General features: G+C 65.3%; 19 protein-coding genes and 1 pseudogene. 12 read left to right on the forward strand and 8 right to left on the reverse strand.

What is annotated here, in order from left to right; genetic code table 11:
- Positions 1 to 20: 20 nt before the first annotated feature.
- Positions 21 to 392 (reverse strand): response regulator, encoded by a 372-nt coding sequence (locus tag ABIF91_RS41920; RefSeq protein WP_028179280.1) that lies wholly within the window; start codon positions 390 to 392, stop codon positions 21 to 23.
- Positions 393 to 508: 116 nt separating this feature from the next.
- Between ABIF91_RS41920 and ABIF91_RS41925 the strand changes: the two genes are divergently transcribed.
- A complete protein-coding gene (locus ABIF91_RS41925) occupies positions 509 to 706 on the forward strand; it encodes a hypothetical protein (protein ID WP_424579873.1) in 198 nt (65 codons plus the stop codon).
- Here the strand turns inward: ABIF91_RS41925 and ABIF91_RS41930 are convergent, their stop codons facing one another.
- Complete coding sequence (locus tag ABIF91_RS41930; protein ID WP_038952271.1) at positions 707 to 1,975, reverse strand: IS256 family transposase; 1,269 nt, start codon at positions 1,973 to 1,975, stop codon at positions 707 to 709. It lies immediately after the preceding gene.
- Positions 1,976 to 2,072: 97 nt separating this feature from the next.
- Between ABIF91_RS41930 and istA the strand changes: the two are divergent.
- The 5 genes and pseudogenes from istA to ABIF91_RS41955 form a co-directional block, all read left to right on the forward strand.
- Positions 2,073 to 3,674: pseudogene (istA, locus tag ABIF91_RS41935) on the forward strand (IS21-like element IS1631 family transposase); the annotation flags it as partial.
- A 4-nt stretch (positions 3,675 to 3,678) separates the two neighbouring features.
- Positions 3,679 to 4,446, forward strand: a complete 768-nt coding sequence (istB, locus tag ABIF91_RS41940; protein WP_038952109.1) for an IS21-like element IS1631 family helper ATPase IstB — start codon at positions 3,679 to 3,681, stop codon at positions 4,444 to 4,446.
- Between the two features lie 325 nt (positions 4,447 to 4,771).
- The gene (locus tag ABIF91_RS41945) at positions 4,772 to 7,597 is read left to right on the forward strand and encodes a PAS domain S-box protein (RefSeq protein ID WP_035718252.1); all 2,826 of its coding nucleotides are present in this window, start codon (positions 4,772 to 4,774) and stop codon (positions 7,595 to 7,597) included.
- A gap of 58 nt (positions 7,598 to 7,655) precedes the next feature.
- Entirely contained in the window at positions 7,656 to 8,651 is a 996-nt protein-coding gene (locus ABIF91_RS41950) for a P1 family peptidase (RefSeq protein WP_028180404.1), read from the forward strand.
- 55 nt (positions 8,652 to 8,706) lie between these two features.
- Positions 8,707 to 8,919 carry a KTSC domain-containing protein gene (locus ABIF91_RS41955; RefSeq protein WP_035672768.1) on the forward strand — a complete coding sequence of 71 codons (213 nt, stop codon included), beginning with the start codon at positions 8,707 to 8,709 and terminating at the stop codon, positions 8,917 to 8,919.
- A gap of 13 nt (positions 8,920 to 8,932) precedes the next feature.
- Here the strand turns inward: ABIF91_RS41955 and ABIF91_RS41960 are convergent, their stop codons facing one another.
- Positions 8,933 to 9,718 (reverse strand): EF-hand domain-containing protein, encoded by a 786-nt coding sequence (locus tag ABIF91_RS41960; RefSeq protein ID WP_028180406.1) that lies wholly within the window; start codon positions 9,716 to 9,718, stop codon positions 8,933 to 8,935.
- A gap of 250 nt (positions 9,719 to 9,968) precedes the next feature.
- On the opposite strand from ABIF91_RS41960, the gene rpe reads away from it, so the two are divergent.
- From rpe to ABIF91_RS41985, 5 genes are all read left to right on the forward strand, one after another.
- Complete coding sequence (gene rpe, locus ABIF91_RS41965; RefSeq protein WP_028180407.1) at positions 9,969 to 10,670, forward strand: ribulose-phosphate 3-epimerase; 702 nt, start codon at positions 9,969 to 9,971, stop codon at positions 10,668 to 10,670.
- 49 nt (positions 10,671 to 10,719) lie between these two features.
- Positions 10,720 to 11,280, forward strand: a complete 561-nt coding sequence (locus ABIF91_RS41970; protein ID WP_035672764.1) for a hypothetical protein — start codon at positions 10,720 to 10,722, stop codon at positions 11,278 to 11,280.
- Between the two features lie 131 nt (positions 11,281 to 11,411).
- Positions 11,412 to 11,546 (forward strand): hypothetical protein, encoded by a 135-nt coding sequence (locus ABIF91_RS41975; protein WP_271532923.1) that lies wholly within the window; start codon positions 11,412 to 11,414, stop codon positions 11,544 to 11,546.
- A gap of 4 nt (positions 11,547 to 11,550) precedes the next feature.
- A complete protein-coding gene (locus ABIF91_RS41980; RefSeq protein ID WP_028180408.1) occupies positions 11,551 to 11,730 on the forward strand; it encodes a hypothetical protein in 180 nt (59 codons plus the stop codon).
- Positions 11,731 to 11,740: 10 nt separating this feature from the next.
- Positions 11,741 to 11,938, forward strand: a complete 198-nt coding sequence (locus ABIF91_RS41985; protein WP_424579783.1) for a hypothetical protein — start codon at positions 11,741 to 11,743, stop codon at positions 11,936 to 11,938.
- Positions 11,939 to 11,964: 26 nt separating this feature from the next.
- Here ABIF91_RS41985 and ABIF91_RS41990 read toward each other — a convergent pair whose 3' ends face one another.
- The 5 genes from ABIF91_RS41990 to ABIF91_RS42010 all read right to left on the reverse strand — a co-directional run bounded on the left by ABIF91_RS41990 (position 11,965) and on the right by ABIF91_RS42010 (position 16,303).
- The gene (locus ABIF91_RS41990) at positions 11,965 to 13,404 is read right to left on the reverse strand and encodes a serine/threonine protein kinase (protein ID WP_035672794.1); all 1,440 of its coding nucleotides are present in this window, start codon (positions 13,402 to 13,404) and stop codon (positions 11,965 to 11,967) included.
- A 5-nt stretch (positions 13,405 to 13,409) separates the two neighbouring features.
- Complete coding sequence (locus ABIF91_RS41995; RefSeq protein WP_424579784.1) at positions 13,410 to 14,150, reverse strand: metallophosphoesterase family protein; 741 nt, start codon at positions 14,148 to 14,150, stop codon at positions 13,410 to 13,412.
- A gap of 116 nt (positions 14,151 to 14,266) precedes the next feature.
- On the reverse strand, positions 14,267 to 14,872 hold the full coding sequence (locus ABIF91_RS42000; RefSeq protein WP_028180412.1) for a hypothetical protein: 606 nt from the start codon (positions 14,870 to 14,872) through the stop codon (positions 14,267 to 14,269).
- On the reverse strand, positions 14,865 to 15,536 hold the full coding sequence (locus ABIF91_RS42005) for a hypothetical protein (protein WP_028180413.1): 672 nt from the start codon (positions 15,534 to 15,536) through the stop codon (positions 14,865 to 14,867). The genes ABIF91_RS42000 and ABIF91_RS42005 overlap by 8 nt, the downstream gene beginning before the upstream one ends.
- On the reverse strand, positions 15,533 to 16,303 hold the full coding sequence (locus ABIF91_RS42010) for a MotA/TolQ/ExbB proton channel family protein (RefSeq protein ID WP_028180414.1): 771 nt from the start codon (positions 16,301 to 16,303) through the stop codon (positions 15,533 to 15,535). Before ABIF91_RS42010 ends, ABIF91_RS42005 begins: the two co-directional genes overlap by 4 nt.
- Positions 16,304 to 16,501: 198 nt before the next feature.
- Here ABIF91_RS42010 and ABIF91_RS42015 point away from each other — a divergent pair, with 198 nt between their 5' ends.
- Positions 16,502 to 17,869: a sensor histidine kinase gene (locus ABIF91_RS42015; protein WP_284282256.1), complete on the forward strand. Its 1,368-nt coding sequence runs from the start codon at positions 16,502 to 16,504 to the stop codon at positions 17,867 to 17,869.
- Positions 17,870 to 17,876: the final 7 nt, after the last annotated feature.

A 17,876-nucleotide genomic window follows, 5' to 3' on the forward strand; every position in this document is an offset into this window, starting at 1 on the left:
CGTTTCTTCTTGCGGCAGGATCAGACGGCTGCGGCCAGCTTGCCGCCGGCCGCGGCCTGGGCCTTCCGCAAGGCCTGCAGCAGATCGTTCGGCCGAAACGGCTTTTGCAGGCAGACCACGTTGGCGAGGTGGGGCGATTGGTCCACGAAGTCGAGCGCCGTCATCCCGGAAACCGCAACGATGGGGAGCGTCGGTGCACGCTCGCGCAGGGTCGCGATGACGTCGGCGCCGCTGGTGTCGCCGAGAAAAATGTCGACGATCGCCGCGTCAAAGGGGCTTTCCGCGAAGGCCTTCAGCCCCGCAGCACCGCTTTCGGCCTCCGCGACCTCGAAATGATTGACCCGCAGCACGATCGCGACCATCGCACGCACGTCCTTCTGGTCGTCGATGATGAGAACGCGCCCCGTGGGTCGGTCAAAATCCCCCGGGTATGGTCACTTGAAACTCCCCCACCTGATGATCGCCGTCAGCGCCGCTGAACAGCAGTAGCCGGTCAGGCAGGACGTTTATGTTCGACCCCTTTAGCCAGCAAGGGGCCGGGGAGTTGAACGTCTTGAAGCGACATCTGCAAAGCACCGTACTTACATTACTTGATCGCAACACCAGCCAGCGCGAGATTCACCGGCTGACGGGTGTCGATCGCAAGACGATCCGGCGTTATCAGGCGCTGCGGGAGCTATGGCTGATTTTGGGTGACGCGGCCTGATCAGGCGGCGTGGCTTTCAGTGTTCGGAATGACTTCGATTCCGTCGATGAACTTTACACCGGCGATGACTTTCGGCAACTGGTTCGTGCTCTTCAATCGCCGCCAGGTCTTCGATGCGGCGTCGATGAGCTTGAACACCATCAGCTTCGCAGTTTGTTGCGACAGCGATCCCTTGGTCCGCACCGTTCGGTGGCGCACCGTGGCGAAGACGCTCTCGATCGGGTTCGAGCTGCGTAGGTGGATCCAGTGCTCAGCAGGGAAGTCGAAGAAGGCGAGCAGCGCATGGCGATCCTTGATCAGGCACTCCACCGCACGTCCGTATTTGACGTGGTATTTCTCGACGAAGACGTCGATCGCGGTTTCAGCTTCGGCCCGGTGTGGGGCCAGATAGATGTTCCGCAGGTCGTTCTTCATGGGGCCCTGCACGGATTTGGCGACCTTGTCGAGTACGTTGCTCACTTTATGGCACCAGCATCGTTGGTGCCGCGTGCCGGGAAAGGCCTCGTCCAGTGCCTTCCAGAAGCCGAGGGCGCCGTCGCCGATGGCGAGTTGCGGGGCAATCCGTAACCCGCGTTGCCGCAGGTCGATCAGGAGTTCGCGCCAGCTCTGCGCGCTCTCGCGCACGCCGACCTGGAAGCCGATCAGCTCCTTCTTGCCTTCCGGCGTGGTGCCAATCAGCACCAGCATGCATTCGCTGTGATCTTCCATGCGGGCCTGCAGGTACACGCCATCGGCCCAGATGTAGACATAGCGACGCGCCGACAGATCGCGTCTCTGCCAGCGTTCGTACTCGACCTGCCAATCGGCCTTCAGGCCGGCGATCACCGAAGGCGACAGGTTCGGCGCATCCTTGCCGAGCAGCGCCGAGAGCGCCTCCTGGAAGTCGCCGGTCGAGATGCCGCGCAAATAGAGGACCGGGATCAAGGCATCCAGGCTCTTCGTCCGCCGCGCCCATAGCGGCAGGATTGCCGAACTGAAGCGGAGGCGGTCGCCTGGCCCGCTCGCTCCGCGGTCGCGGACCTTGGGACGAGCGACCTCCACCGGACCGATGCCGGTCGCAATCTCGCGCACCGGACCGTGCCCATGTCGGACCAGGCGCGCTCGACCGTCGGGCAGCGTCAGATTGGCCGTGCTGGCCAGAAACGCGCCAACCTCGATCTCGATCGCCCTGGCAAGCAGGTCCCGCGCGCCGGCACGAACGATATCGGTCAGTGGATCATCAACCGCGGACGGCTGACGGAAAGCAAGAACATTGGTAGTCTCGGTCATGGCGTATCGCTCTCCTCGAGAGGTTCTGGCAGGCTCGTCACCCGCCTCGATACGCCGCCTTCCTCACACCGTCATCACCCAGATTCCGCCATAGCTCGCGCTGCGGGCCGGTGCGGAGGCAAATTCCCCCGGGGAAGTGACCACCGGCTCGGTGAGCGCGGACGGCCAAATTCCTCCACCCCGACCACCGGCTTTTGGGACATCGGAAGCGACGGTCACCAGCAGCCTGGCCCGTTCGGCTTGCGAAGCGCATCGGACGTGGATCGAAGAACAGGTCCGGCTGAAGCGGAACGCGCAGGCGATTTACCAGGACCTGGTTGATCAATTTGGCTTTCCGTCCAGCTACCAGAGTGTCAAGCGGTTTGTGCGCCGGTTGCGGCACGCTGATCCTGAGCAGTTTGATCGTCTTGAGTTCCTCCCCGGCGAGGAAGCTCAGGTCGACTATGGCGAGGGCGCGCCGACGGTTGATCCGAAGAGCGGGCGGTACCGTCGTCCCCGCCTGTTCGTGATGACGCTACGCTACTCGCGGCGCAGCTTCCGGCGGGTAGTCTGGAAGTCCAGCCAACAAGTCTGGGCGCAGCTCCACGAAGAGGCGTTCCGGTATTTTGGCGGGGTCCCCAGCTATGTCGTGCTCGACAACCTGAAGGAAGGCGTCCTCAAGCCGGATTTGTACGAGCCCCAGCTCAACCCGATTTACAGCGCGATGCTGGCTCATTACGCCGTGGTCGCCGATCCCGCGCGCGTGGCCGATCCAAATCGGAAAGGATGCGTCGAGAATGCGATTCAACATACCCAGGGCACTGCGCTGGCCGGACGGCGCTTCGAGACGCTGGAGGCGCAAAACGAGTTCTTGAGGCACTGGGAGGAGAACTGGGCTTCCAAACGCATCCACGGCAGCACGCGCCGTCAGGTCGAGGCGATGTTCCAGGAAGAGAAGCCGCACCTGCGGCCGCTGCCTGTCGCTCCCTTCCGCATCTTCACCGAAGTCGTCCGGACTGTCTGCGACGACACCACCGTACGCGTCGACAACAGCTATTACGCCGCGCGGCCCGCGCCGATCGGCAGCCAGGTCGTCGTGCGCATCTACACCACCACGATCGAGATCCGTGATCGCCACACCCGTGCGCTGCTGCGTGTTCATTCCCGGATGGCGCACCCCGGTTCTGTCGTCCTGCCGACCAGCGAACGGCCGTTCAACCCGTCGCGGCAAACCGCCGTGCTGCTGGCGAGCGCCGAGCGCATCGGACCGCAGACCAGGGCCTTGTGCCAGCAGGTGTTCGACACCGAAGGGCGCCCCGGACAGCGCGCGATGTGGGGCATTGTCGGGCTGGGCCGGAAGTATCCGGCGCGGCTGGTCGAGCAGGCCTGCGCGCACGCCATCGACAACCGCATCTACCGCTACAAGCACGTGCGTGCGACCGTCGAGCGGTTGTTCGAACAGGCGATCGAGCAGGTTGGAGTGACGCCACAGCCGGCATCGCCGCTCACCCAGGATCATCCGCTGATCCGTACCCCCGCGGAATACGGCGACCTCTTCAGCCGCGCTGTGCGGCGCGACGCCGACGACAATGGTCGGCAGGCCGAGGCTCACGACGATCACGCCACGGCAATCCGCGCTCGTGTCGCCTGCGCAACCCCGGCCAACTCCGGCGCCACGAGCGCTCCCGCTGCACCTTCTCACCTTAAACTGGAGACCTAGCCACATGATGACCATGCCGGAAATTGAGCGTTGCCTACGACAGCTGCGCCTGTCGGGTGTCCGCGACACGCTGCAGACGCGCGTGCTCCAGGCGCAGGGCGCCAACCAGCCCTTCCTCGAGACCTTCTCCCTTATCCTGCAGGATGAACTGGACCGTCGTCAGTCCCGTCTTATCGAGCGGCGATACCAGCAATCCGGGCTCGACGAAAAGCTGACGCTCGCCGAGTTCGACTGGTCCTTCAATCCCAAACTGCCACGTCAGACCTGCTTCCAGCTCCACACCCTGGCGTTCATTGCCGCTGGCGAGAACGCTCTGCTTGTTGGCAAACCTGGCACCGGGAAGTCGCACATCGCCAAGGCGATTGCCTATCAGGCGATCCTGCAAAGCCACAAGGTCCAGTATCTTGAGACCGACGACTTCTTCCACCGCTACGCCCTGAACTCTCCGGCACAACGCGAGGTCCGGCTGCGAACCATCATCGACTGCGATCTCCTCGTGCTGGACGATCTATTCCTCGCACGCGCCATCCCCGACGACGCCGGCACTTTGCTGCAGACCCTGATCCATCAGCGTTACAAACTGCGCCGCAGCGTCATCGTCACCTCCAATCGCGTCGTGCAGGATTGGGGGGCATACCTTGGGGACAACACTATGAGCACGACGATCCTCGATCGCCTTATGCATCATTGCCATCTGCTTGAGTTCGACGGACGCAGCTATCGGCTCAAAGAAGCCGCTGAAGCTCTTGCCCGGGAAACAAACTCAAACTAACAGTCCCTTGTCCTGCCTCGCGGGTGGAGGAATTTGACTGACCACACCCGGAGGAATTTGAAGTGACCCGCGGGGAACGCGGGGCATTGGGGAACAACTCCCGATATCGAGATCAGAATCGCCAGGTTCAAACCTGGAACCCGCCGCGGCGGAGGGGCATTGTGGCATCACCCCAGTAAAGGGCACCTTACCCAAGTCCCACTCCGTGTTCCCACCGAGATTAAGAAAGCTGTAACCTTCGGTTGAGTCGTGGGCGGTCCTGTTCACGATCCGCGCCGAGAACCGCTACCATGAACGGACTGCCGGCCGAATGAGACGTGCGGAGATGCTCAAACCCGACCAGCTCGAGACCAACCCGCGAGAGGTGGATGTGCCTGCGACGGTCGACCGGAGCACGTTTCTCTCGACCCTGCCGGCCACTTCGGCCGACCGCGCCGCAGCGTCGACCATCGTCGGCGTGTCCTCGCTCCTGTTCGCAGCGGCCGTGCCCTTCGCGGGTACCCCGCTCCTGCCGGTGCCGGCCTTCGTCGCGAGTTATCAATCGGCGCTCGCCGTCAGCGACATCGTCACGGCCGTGCTGCTGCTGTCGCAGTTTGCGATCTTGCGGACCCGCGCGCTACTGTGGCTCGCGACCGGCTATCTCTTCACCGCTGCTGCGGCGCTGGTTCATGCCCTCACCTTCCCCGGACTGTTCGCACCCGCCGGGCTCTTCGGCGCGGGCCGGCAGACCACGGTCTGGCTCTACATGATCTGGCACGCCGTCTTTCCGCTGTGCGTGATGGGTTATGCCTGGCTGAAGGAAAAGGACGGTGGCCCCCGGATCCGCGGCGCGGCAAGCCGGGCGATTTACGCCAGCGTGCTCGGCGTCGTCGCAGCGATAGCGGTCTTCACCTGGATCGTGACCGCGCAACACGATCTGCTGCCGGTCCTGTTGCGCGACGGCCGGTACACGCCAACCATGATCGGAGTCGTGTCCTTCGTGTGGTCGCTGAGCTTCGCCGCACTGGTCTCGCTCTGGTTCCGCAAGCCGCATACGGTGATCGACATCTGGCTCATGGTGGTCATGTGCGCCTGGCTGTTCGACATCGCGCTGTCGGCGATCGTCAACGTTGCGCGCTTCGATCTCGGCTTCTATGCCGGACGGCTCTACGGCCTCGCTGCGGCGACCTTCGTGCTCGCAGTGCTTCTCATCGAGAATGTCCGCCTCCAGGCACATACGGTGGGCCTCGTCGGCAGGCTGCGGCAGCAATCGGCCTCGGAACGCGACTATTACGGCAAGCGGCTCGCGCTGTACGGCGCAGTCGTCGAGTCGTCCAACGATGCCATCATCACGAAATCGCTCGATGGCATTATCACCGGCTGGAACAAGGCCGCCGAACATCTTTTCGGCTATTCCGCTGCCGAGGCCATCGGCAAGCCGATCGACATCATCGTGCCGCCGGATCTCAAAGGCGAGGTCAGGAGCATCCTCAACCGGATCGCCAGCAATGAGTCGATCGCCCAGCACGAGACGATCCGGATCCGAAAAGACGGAAGCCCGCTCGACGTCGTCCTCAACGTTACACCGCTGCGGACCGATGAGGGAGAGATCATCGGCGCCTCCAAGATCGCCCACGACATTACCGAAGAGAAGCAGGCGAGAGAGAAGCTGCGCCGGGAGACCGAAGAACGCCAGCGTATCTTCGAGACGTCGCAGGACCTGATCCTGGTCACCGACGGCTATGGCAACTTCGTCCAGGTCAGCCCGAGCGTAAAGAACATTCTCGGCTACAACCCCGAGGACATGGTCGGGCACAGCGCGACCGAGTTCATCCATCCCGACGATCTCGAGAGGACGCGAAACGAGATGCGCGCAGCCCGTCGCGGCGCGGTCAAGCGCGGCTTCGAGGCGCGCTACTACCATTACGACGGTCACGAGGTCACGCTGAACTGGATGGGCAGCTGGTCCGAGCCGGTGAAGCGCCATTACTTCATCGGCCGCGACCTCACCGACAAGCAGGCCGCCGAAGCCCAGCTCAGGCAGATCCAGAAGATGGATTCGATCGGGCAGTTGACCGGCGGCGTCGCCCACGACTTCAACAACGTGCTGACCGTCATCACGGGCACGATCGGCATTCTCGGCGACGCGGTCGCCGACCGGCCCGAGCTTGCCGCCATCACCAAGCTGATCGACGATGCCGCCGAGCGCGGCGCGCAGCTGACCAGGCATCTGCTCGCCTTCGCCCGCAAGCAGCCGCTCCAGCCACGCGAGATCGACGTCAATGCGCTGGCGCTCGAAGCCGCCAAGCTGCTGCATCCGACGCTCGGCGAGCAGATCACCATCATGCCGCAGCTCACCGAGGACGCCTGGCCGACGCTGGTCGACCCGGGCCAGCTGTCCACCGCGATCCTCAATCTCGCGCTGAATGCGCGCGACGCCATGCCCGATGGCGGCACCCTGGTGCTGGAGACCCGCAACATCTTCCTCGACGACGGCTATGCCAGCATGAACCCCGACGTCGCCGCCGGCAATTATGTGATGATCGCGGTCAGCGACACCGGCAGCGGGATCCCGGCGGAACTGATCGACCGGGTGTTCGATCCCTTCTTCACCACCAAGGAGGTCGGCAAGGGCACCGGCCTCGGCCTGAGCATGGTGTTCGGCTTCGTCAAGCAGTCGGGCGGCCACATCAAGATCTACAGCGAGGAAGGCCACGGCACGAGCGTGAAGATCTACCTGCCGCGCTCGAGCGGGGTGCAGGATACCGAGTTCGAGGCGTTCCAGAACGCGCCCATCGCCGGCGGCGACGAGAAGATCCTGATCGTCGAGGACGATGCGCTGGTGCGGCAGTATGTCGTGACGCAGGTCAAGAGCCTCGGCTATACCGCGCTCGAGGCCGCCAACGGCACCGAGGCGCTCAATATCATCGACAGCGACGAGACCATCGACCTGCTCTTCACCGACATCATCATGCCCGGCAACATGAACGGCCGCCAGCTCGCCGATGAAGCGGCCCGGCGCCGCCCCGACCTGAAGACGTTGTTCACCTCGGGCTACACCGAAAATGCCATCGTCCATCATGGCCGGCTCGATTCCGGCGTGCTGCTGCTGGCCAAGCCCTACCGCAAGTCCGAGCTTGCCAAGATGCTCAGGACCGCGCTCGCCGGTTGAGCCTGCGGCATCGCTGCGCTATCGCAGATCGCGAAATGCTCTCAACGACGAGGCCGTCTTGAAAAACCTTCTCACCGATATCGCCGGCGTCCGGGTCGGCCATGCCGAGAATACGGAAGTGGCCTCCGGCACGACCGCCGTCATTTTCGACCAGCCGGCCGTCGCGGCGATCGACGTCCGCGGCGGCGGACCCGGCACGCGCGAGGCCTCGCTGCTCGAAGTCGCCAATACCGTCGAGCGGGTCGATGCGATCGCGCTCTCCGGCGGCTCCGCCTTCGGCCTCGATGCCGGCGGCGGCGTACAGGCCTGGCTCGCCGAACAGGGCCGCGGCTTCAGGGTCCGGGAGGCCGTGGTCCCCCTCGTTCCGGGCGCGATCGTGTTCGACCTGCTCAACGGCGGCAACAAGGCCTGGGGCCGCTTCTCGCCCTATCGCGATCTCGGCTATGCCGCCGCCGCCTCCGCCGGCACCGACTTCGCGCTCGGCAGCGTCGGTGCGGGCCTGGGTGCGACCACCGCCACCTTCAAGGGCGGGATCGGCTCGGCGTCGGCCGTCACGACGAACGGCGTCAAGGTCGCCGCGATCATGGTGGTGAACGCGGTCGGCAGCGTCACCGTCGGCAACGGTCCCTGGTTCTGGGCCGCGCCGTTCGAGGAGAACGGCGAGTTCGGCGGACGGGGCCTGCCGCCCGCGTTCACGCCCGACATGCTGGCGATGCGCATCAAGGGCGGGCCGGCCGCGAGCGAGCGCGAGAACACCACGATCGGCCTCGTCGTCACCGACGCGATTCTGAGCAAGGCGCAGGCCAAGCGGCTCGCGATGATCGCGCAGACCGGATTTGCCCGCGCGATCTATCCGGTGCATGCCCCGCTCGACGGCGACGTGCTGTTTGCCGCGGCCACCTGCGAGAAGCCGATCGAGCCGCTGGTGGAGCTCACCGAGCTCGGGATGGTCGCCGCCAACGTGGTCGCACGCGCGATCGCAAGCGGTGTGTACAGCGCGACCGCGCTGCCGTTCCCCGGTGCACTGCCGGCGTGGAAGGACAAGTTCGGCTAGGCGAGAAACGAAACGGCGGACACGGCGTTGTCCCGGCGGACCGAGGTGTTCCGCCATGCCGTCGTCCGTGATCCGCTTCTTTCGATATGCGCCAGGCACGCGCGAGCTGAAGGTGACTTTCGTCAGCGGAAGGATCTACCTCTACGAGGACGTTCCGCCCGAGGCCGCCGCTGCATTCGGTCAAGCGCGCTCAAAAGGGACGTTCTTCAATCGCGAGATCCGCGACCGTTATGTCTATCGTGACATCACGCACGAATATGCGGGTTAGCGTTGAGGCGCGCTTACACGCTCATCGACATTGATGAAGCCGACCCCGCCGAAGCCTGCGCCTGACGCTGCATCATCTGCCCGAACCAGTCATAAGGCGAATTGCCGCCGCCGTTGGCATTCGAACTGCTGGAGGCGCCAGGCACGGTGGTCGACATCTTGAAGCCGTCGGCATAGGTGACGGTGGTGGTGGTCGAGCCATCGGCATTGGTCGTCGTGGTCGACGTCGAGCCGCCGCCGGATTGCGACGAGGAGTCCGAACCACCGCCCGAGCCGCCGGCACCCTGCGCGTGATCGCCGTGGCCGCCCCGCAGCGCCTTCGTCATCTCTCCGAGATTGATGTCGCCATCCGCATTCGCGTCCATCTTCGAGAACACCTCGTCGGCCTTGGCCAGATTGGTGCCGCCCGCGCCGAGGGCGTCCTCGAACTCGGACTTGGTGATCTTGCCGTCACCGTCGCCATCGATCTGCGAGAACAGGTCCTTCAGCGCATCCTCGGGACTCTTCGATGCCGAAGACGCCGACCCAGTCGAGGATGAGCTGGTCGCGCCGCTCGTGTCCGTCGACTGGCCCTGCGCCGCGAACAGCGCGTTCATCGTCTCCGGCGAGATCTGCGGATATCTGCCCGAATTGACCGACGAGGTGGCGCCAGTGGTCGTGCTGCTGCCGCTGTCGATCGCGAACGGGTTGGTCGCGCCTTGCGTCGATCCCGTCTTCTGCGTCGATGAGGACGATTTCGAGCTCGTCAGCGACTGGATCGCGCCGAGCGCACTCGATACCGCACCAAGGGCTAACAACATTGCACAACTCCAACCGATGCGGCATGCCGCGGCCAATGTTCCGGGCTGACGTCAGCAAGCGTCGTGCCATCGCGAAAAGCTCAATGAAATCCGCCGCCGCCGCGCTCGGCACCGCCGGGGAGCACCGGCAATTCGTGCCGGCCGCGGCAGAAATTTCCGCCCACAGGAAGCACGGCTTCCCTGCATTGCCCGCCACGGAGGCCCATGTTAGGCGAGGCCATCTTTCACGGCCGCCACGGGAAAACGCGCCATGACCCAAGCCTTCGCCCCCCGCCCCCTGGCCATCGCGCCCTCGATCCTGGCCTCGGACTTCTCCAAGCTCGGCGAGGAGGTGCGCGCGGTGGATGCCGCCGGCGCCGACTGGATCCATCTCGACGTGATGGACGGGCACTTCGTTCCGAACATCTCCTACGGTCCTGATGTCATCAAGGCGATGCGTCCCCACACGAAGAAGATCTTCGACGCGCATCTGATGATCTCGCCCTGCGACCCCTATCTCGAGGCCTTCGCGAAAGCCGGCTGCGACCACATCACCGTGCATGCGGAGGCAGGTCCCCACCTGCACCGGTCGCTGCAGGCGATCCGCGCGCTCGGCAAGAAGGCCGGCGTCTCGCTCAATCCGGCGACGCCGATCAGCGCGCTCGAATACGTCCTCGACCTCGTCGACCTCGTGCTGGTGATGTCGGTCAATCCCGGCTTCGGCGGCCAGGCTTTCATCCCCTCGGCGATCGGCAAGATCCGCGACATCCGCGCGATGACGGCGGGCCGTCCGATCGACATCGAGGTCGACGGCGGCGTCGGCCCCGACGTTGCCGGCGCGCTCGCGGCGGCCGGCGCCAACGCCTTCGTCGCCGGCACCTCCGTGTTCAGGGGCGGCACGCAGGACGCCTACAAGGCCAACATCGCCGCGATCCGCAACGCCGCGCTGGGAGCCCGCGGCGAGGCCATCTGACCTCCATTCGCGCGCCGAACCGGCCTTATGGCCGCAGCGACCAATGGGAATGGATGAGATCCGTGCCACTCCCTTCCTGGCAGGCTTGCGGCGCCTGCTCGCCGAGACCTTGCAGGACGGCGAGCAGGTGGTCTGGCAGGGCCAGCCCGACGGCGTTGCCCGGATGATCATGTGGCGATTTCTGTGGTGGATCGGCGTCCCCTGGCTGTTGCTGACCGCCGTCGCCGTCAGGAACGATTGGATCGACCAAGCGGCCCAACCTCTCATGATGCTCGGAGTTGCGATGGTTGCGGCTCCGCTGGTGATGCTGCTGCACGACCTGCAGACGCTCTATGTGATCACCGATCGCCGCGCGCTGATCCTGCGAACGGCCTGGGGCAGACGGACCGTCAGCCAGACGCCGTTCCGGGCGATGGACACTGCGTTCGAAATTCTCGACATCGGCGGCGGCACCGGCCACCTCAACTTCGCATCAGGGCGATCGACCCGTTCGCCCGATACCGACTACACGGGCCGCTACGGGTTTCGCTGTGTTCGAAACGCTCCGCGCATCCGGGGTATCCTCGAGGGCGCACGCGCCGGAAAGGTGCGGCGGTCGCCCGCGCAATAAACCGGAGCGCCTCCAGGCGCTGCAGTGGGCAATTGCTGAAAATTGCAACCTCGTTCCGTACTCCTCCGGACTTCCCTGATTCGCGCAAATCACTGCTAGTGGTTATTGCCTGTTTTTCACGGGAGCACATCATGACGACGACCCTGGTCTGGACTGGCGTGGCGTTGTGGCTTGGTTTCAGTGCGTTTGTTCTGTTCGGCCCTTCGACCGGACCGGTGCAGGTCCCGGCACGTTCGGCGCGCGGCGTCCGTCGCAACCGGATCTGACGCCGTGCAATTCGCGCTCGTGAAGCGCCAGCCGAAGCGCAGGTGCCGTATCCCGCGTCGTCCGCATCCGGGCCTCGACTACTTCTTCGGTCGGCTCGAACTCGCCGAAGGCGAGATGCGGGACGATCCGGGAGAGGAAACGTCGGACCTGGACTACCTGCTCCGGTCACCGAACCGGCATTGAAGATTCTGGATTGGACTCGATACTGATGAAGCCGCATTGCCCGAACTGCCTGAAGGAAATGACCAGGGCGTCCGCATCGCGTAACCTGTTCAGTTGCGAGCCTTGCCGCGAGATCATCCAGTATTTTGGCGGCGGCGCGGATCACGGCGAACCCGGCCCGGAATTCTCCTGGCCCATCCGCCGCAAGCGCTCCGCCCACGCGGCCTGATCCAAGCCCGCAAGACGCCAGGCGGGCTATCCCGCCCTGTCGCCGGCATCTGAGCCGCCGCCATTGCCTGCCAGCCGCTGCGGCCGCACCACGGTGACGGTGCAGCTCGCTTCCGCGGCCACCTTGGCCGAGACACTGCCGAGCAGCATGCGCCTGAACGAGCTCTGCCGGGCGCCGATGATGACGTGGTCGACCTGGTTGGCCTCGGCGAATTCCAGGATCGCGGCGGCGGGATCGACCGACTCCAGCACATGAGCCGACAGCCGGCTCTCATCCAGCTTGAGCGGCGTCGCCCAATGCCTGAGCGCGACCAGGCGGTCGATATGCTTGTTGGAGCCCTGCTCGTCCAGCGTCCGGTCGATCGCGATCCGGTTCAGCTTGAGCACGTTGACGCAGGCGAGCCGCGCCGACGGCAAGGTGGCGAGGATGCGCTCGGTGGTCACGCGCAGCGCCTCGTTCAGCTCCGGTGCGCCCTCCACGGTGTCGAGCGCGACAGCGAGGATCGGGCTCGAAGCGATCTGGGCGGCGACATCCGATTTCGCGCGCGGCGCCATGGCGCCAAGGTTGAAACGACGCCGCCAGGCGACGCTGAGGGGATCACGTTTCACCCGCTCCGAGCGCGCGGTGAGCTTGACCTGATCCGGATAGGCGAGATCGAAGGCGAGCTGGGACGCCGTCGGGTAGCGCCACACCGGCTCGATCTCGAGACACCGCAACACCACCTCCTGAAGCCAGGGCGGATAATCCGTGCGGATCTTGCGCGGCGGATGCGGGTCGCGCCAGAGCCGGCGCCGCATCGCGCGCAGCGTCTCGCCCTCGCCGAACGGCCGCTCGCCGGTCGTGAAGAAATAGAGCAGTACGCCGAGCGAGAACAGGTCGCTGCGCGGATCGTCCCGCACCCCTGACAGCCGCTCCGGCGCCATGTAGGGCGCGGTGCCGTAAGGCAGGCGGAATTCCTCCTGCAGGAGATCCGGCAGGTGGTTGTGATGGGACAGCCCGTAGTCGATCAGCACCGCCTCCCCGGAATCGCGGAACATGATGCTGCTCGGCTTGATATCGTGATGGATCACGTTCTGCCGGTGTAAATCAGCGAGCGCAGTTGCGATCCTGGCGACGAGCTGCCGCGCCTCGTCATAAGGCAGCGGCAGGTCAGGGAGCCGCTTGTAGAGCGTGGCGCCTGGGATGCGCTCGATCACGACATAGGCCTGGTGGGCGAAATCACCGGTGCCGAAGCAGGCCGGCACGTGCGGACCCGCGAGCCGCGGCAGGATCATCATCTCCATCTCGAAGGAGACGATCGCGGCGGGGTCCTCACCCTCCGACACCCGTGGGATCTTCATCAGCAAGGGCACGTCGATGCCCGGATGGGTGACGGTCCACAGCGTCGCCATGCCGCCGGCATGCACGCATTCACCGATGGTGTAACCGTCGATCTCCGCGCCTGACTTGACCAGGGGTTTCGGCATCGCGGTCAACGCCCCTGCGACAGCCTGTCGGCCAGCCAAGGCGGCAGTCCGTTGTCGCGGATCCTGCTTGCCGCGGTCGCGATGTCATAGGGTGCGCGGCAATAGGTGATCTGGCATGAGACCGTGTCGAACAGCACGAAGGACGCCGAGGGATCGCCGTCGCGAGGCTGGCCGACCGAGCCGAGCACGGCGAGCCATTGCCGTCCGCGCAGGAGCTGCACGGGGACGTCGGTCTTTGGCACGAAGCTCGTCATCTTGGCCGTCACCGACATCGAATAGAGCGCGGGGCGATGGATGTGGCCGCAGAACGTGACATGGGCGGGCGTCGCGATCAGGCTCTTGGCGGCGTCCACCGTCGAGCGGACATAGTGCCAGCGCTGGGGATGAGAGGCCTCAGAGTGCACGAACAGGCGGTCGCTGTCCTCTACCAGCATCGGCAATTCAGCCAGGAACCGCCGCTGCGCGGTGTCGAGCCGACCGCGGGTCCATTCGATCGCGATCTGCGCCTCGGCGTTCATGGTCTCGGCCGAGGAATTGACCGCCTGGTCATGATTGCCGCGCACGGCGACGGCGCCCTGCGCAACGAGCTCCATCGCGGTATCCACCACCCATTCCGGATCGGCGCCATAACCGACGAAATCGCCGAGCAGGACGCAGCGCTCCGCGCCCTTCGCACGGGCGATCTTCAAGCAAGCTTCAAACGCCTGCCGGTTGCCGTGGATATCCGAGAAGACAGCTAGCAGCACGCACCCTCCACCCTCCGAATCCTATTGAAGGCCGATAAGGCCAAATTGAGGGAGATCAAGACCATGCGCCAGCGCCGCGCCGTTTACCAGCGTGCCCCGCGCTGCTGGTGAAGTGCCTATTGCTCGTCCTTGGGCGGCATCCGGGGCGGCGGCAGCGGGGTGAACACGGCGCCCTGCGCACCGGCCGGCGGCGCATTGAATTCGCCCGTCGATGAATCGCCGCCGCTGGTCTCGAGGATCGTCTTAGGCGTTACATATTCCCTGACCATGTCGATGAGGCTGCCGTCGCCGCCGCCGAAATCCGCGGCGCGACCGCCTTGAGGATGACCGGCCGCGATCTCGTTCTGCGCTGCATGGGTCTTGTCGGCCAGCCTGTCGTCGTACGGCACCCGGAAGGCCCGGGGGATGCCGCTCGGGCGATTGTCCTCGTCAAGCGCCTCGACCCACAGATAGATCGAGCCGGGATCGCCTTCCAGCGAATGCGGCTCGACGATGCGGGCCTGGAGCAGCTTGAAGGCGGCAGGCATCCTGTCGGAGCTGGCCCAGCCGAGCAGTCCCCGCATTTCGGTGAAGCTGACGACATAGAAGGCGCTGGTGACGACCACGGCGATCGCCTTCAGCGACCAGTGCAGCCGCGCATAGACCAGCACCACCAGCAGCAGCGCGCCGATCACGGCATAGGCGACCGAGAGGCTGAGGATGACCGTCTGCAGACTACTCACGGCGCATCCTCACGCCGGTCTTGGGATCGATATCGGCTCCGTTGGCGCGCACGTTGCGGAACGTCTCCATCAGCGATTTCGGCCGCTGGTCGACATTGATGACCTTGCCCTCGGCATCGAGCCGAAACCGCACCGCGGTCTTCTCATCGCCGGTATGGCTCAGCGCGAGCTTGTTGTCGAAGATCACCTGCGCAGTCGGATTGAGCTTCTGCACCTTCACGCTCGCTGTGACAGGCTCGCCTGTCGTTGCCTGGAAATGCGAGATGTTGACGGTGTATTCGCCGGCGACGATGCCGCGCACGGTGACGATCTCCTCGCGGATTGGCGAGGCGACCTTCTTGCCGTTGACGATGATGAAGTCATTGGCTCCGCCGCGATCATCGCGGTCGAGCGTCAGGAAGCCGGCCTCCCGGTGGCGATACCAGGCGATGTTGCCGGCCGGATCCTGCACGAAGAGGTCGAGATCGTCCGGATGATTGTCCGGCCAATCCATCGTGATGATGAACTCCGCCTTGGAGTCGATCTTGCCTTCCTTGGCGTCCGGCGAGACCGCGAGCAGCGCCAGGAAGAACAGGAACGCGATCACCTGGAGCGCCTTGAACAGCATCACGCCGAGCGGATCGAACGGCTCCTCGCGCGGATAGAGACCGAAATCATCCATCATGACGGCGCACCGGAACCTTTGCGCTCCAGCACCGGCGTCACATAGGTCTCCGTCAGCAGCACCGCATCCGAGAACACCCGCTGGGTCGCGGCGTCGAGCATGTAGTACTGGATGCGGACCAGGATCGAGCCGACGAGGCCGGCGAGCGTCGTGTACATCGCGACCGCCATGCCGTCGCTCATCAAGCCCATCGAGGAGCGCATCGCGACCTTGTCGGCGGCATCCAGCCCCGCGATCGGCGCCAGCATGATGATGAAGCCGATGATGGTGCCGAGCAGGCCGAGCTTCATCAGCGTGTCGGAGACGAAAGCACCGAAGCCGTTGGAGCCGCGCAACCGATCGGCGAGATTTCGCAACAGCAGCGTCTGGTCGACCGGCCGGTAGTCCTGCGCCGCGGCTTTCGTCACCAGGCTCTGGATGTGGTCGCGCACGAGGCCGCGCGGCAGCACCGCCGCACTCGCATCCAGCGCCTTGCTGCCGTCCGGCGCCCCCAACACCGCCCGGCAGCGCCGCGCCGCCGCGCCTTCACGCGCAATCGCCCGCGTGCGCAGGAAGCAATGGCCGCAGGTGAGGACGTAAAGCAGCGCGATCACGCTGGAAATGTAGGTCCGGTCCGAGGTGAGCATCAGGTGGATCAGGCCGAAGCGCCACAGCAGCACGACGGCGAAGATCGAGAGCCCGGTGAAGATCATCCAGAACAGGAGCGCACTGCGCTCGGACGGGTCGGTCGCAGTCCCCGCGATCGGTCCAATCGTGATCGAACTCATGCTGCACCGCTCCTGGATTGCAGGCACTGCCTGCAGCGTGTCCCCACCGAATAGATCAAAGCCGCAGCGCCCGGTCCAAAGACCCATGCCCAATCCGGCTTGGGAAATTTGCCCGAGCTGCAATCCGGCCCACCGCTGCAATTGGCAAGACGCGGCGGCGTTGTTAGGCTGACCTTACCAAACGTCGGGGGTGATCGCATGCGCCTCGTGCTTCAGCTTGTCGCCCGTCTGCTGCTCATCGTCGTGCTCTGCCTCGGAGCCGCGACCGTGTGGGCCACCTTCGACGCCTATCGCAGCGTCGATCGGGCGACCGCGGCCTCGGCGCAGCGGGTCGCGCAAGCGCTCCAGGCGCTGTATTGGCGCGAGCTCTTGTTGCGCAGCAGCAGAGCGCGCGAGCACCTCCTGCCGGTTCCGGACTGGCGCACGCTGGAGACGGTGAAGCTGATCTCGCCCGGTGTCTGCGTCGAGTTCCAGCCGGCTGTGGCATTCGAGAAGCCGCTCTGCGGCCAGAGCGAAGGGCTGGGCAAGGCGCCGCCGCGCTGGTTCGCCGCCATTGTGCCCACCTTCCTCGGCAGCCACGCCGAGGTCATCCGGCCCGTCAGCCCCCGCGCCGCTTCTGCCGGCACGGTGGTTGCGACGCCGGACGGCGCGGCGGCCGTCTCGCTGGCCTGGGAGTACATCCTCAATGTGATCGATGTCGCGCTGCTCATGGCGGCGGCAATTGCGCTGCTGGCCTCGCTCGCGATCGCACATGCGCTGGCGCCGGCGCGCACGATCGTGACCGCCTTGCAGCGCATGGCGCGCGGGCAATATCGCACGAAACTGCCGCGCTTCCGCTCGATGGAGCTGGCGATGATCGGCAGCGCCGTCGGCGCGCTCGGCAACCGGCTGGAGGAAGCCACCGAGCAGCGCGCCGCCCTGACGCGGCGCCTGATCGAAATCCGCGACGACGAGCGCCGCGCCCTCGCCCGCGAGCTGCACGACGAGTTCGGGCAGAATCTCTCCGCCATCCTCGCCTTCGCCAACACAATCGAAACAGCGAGCACGAAGGACAACAGCACGGGAATCGCTCAGGATGCGCGCATGATCTCGCAGGCCACCCATCATCTGATGGCCTCGCTCCGCGATGCGCTGAAGCGTCTGCGCAATCCGCTGCCCAAGGAGCTCGGGCTCGAGGCAAGCCTCGTCAATCTCGTCGACAGCTGGCGCTCGCAGAGCGCGGCGCGGCCGACGATCCAGCTCGATCTCAGGGGTGACCTCACCGACATCAGCGGCCCGGCCGCCACCACGGCCTATCGCGTGGCACAGGAATGCCTGACCAACGCGCTGCGTCACGGCGTGGCACGCGAGATCAGCCTGCGCGTCGAACGCCGTGCCGGCGAGGACGATGCGCTGCTGATCCGCGTCGAGGACGACGGCGGCGGCGACGCAGCCCGTGTCGCGCAGTCGGCCGGTTTCGGCCTGACCGGCATCCGGGAGCGCGTCACGGCAGCCGGCGGATCGCTGTCGATCCTGCCTGCCCGCGGCGGCCTCAGCGTTGCCGCCACCATCCCGCTCGCTGCGTGAGGCCGGG

Origin of the sequence: Bradyrhizobium sp. USDA 241, assembly GCF_049739505.1 — a bacterium.
Classification (GTDB): Bacteria; Pseudomonadota; Alphaproteobacteria; order Rhizobiales; family Xanthobacteraceae; genus Bradyrhizobium; species Bradyrhizobium liaoningense.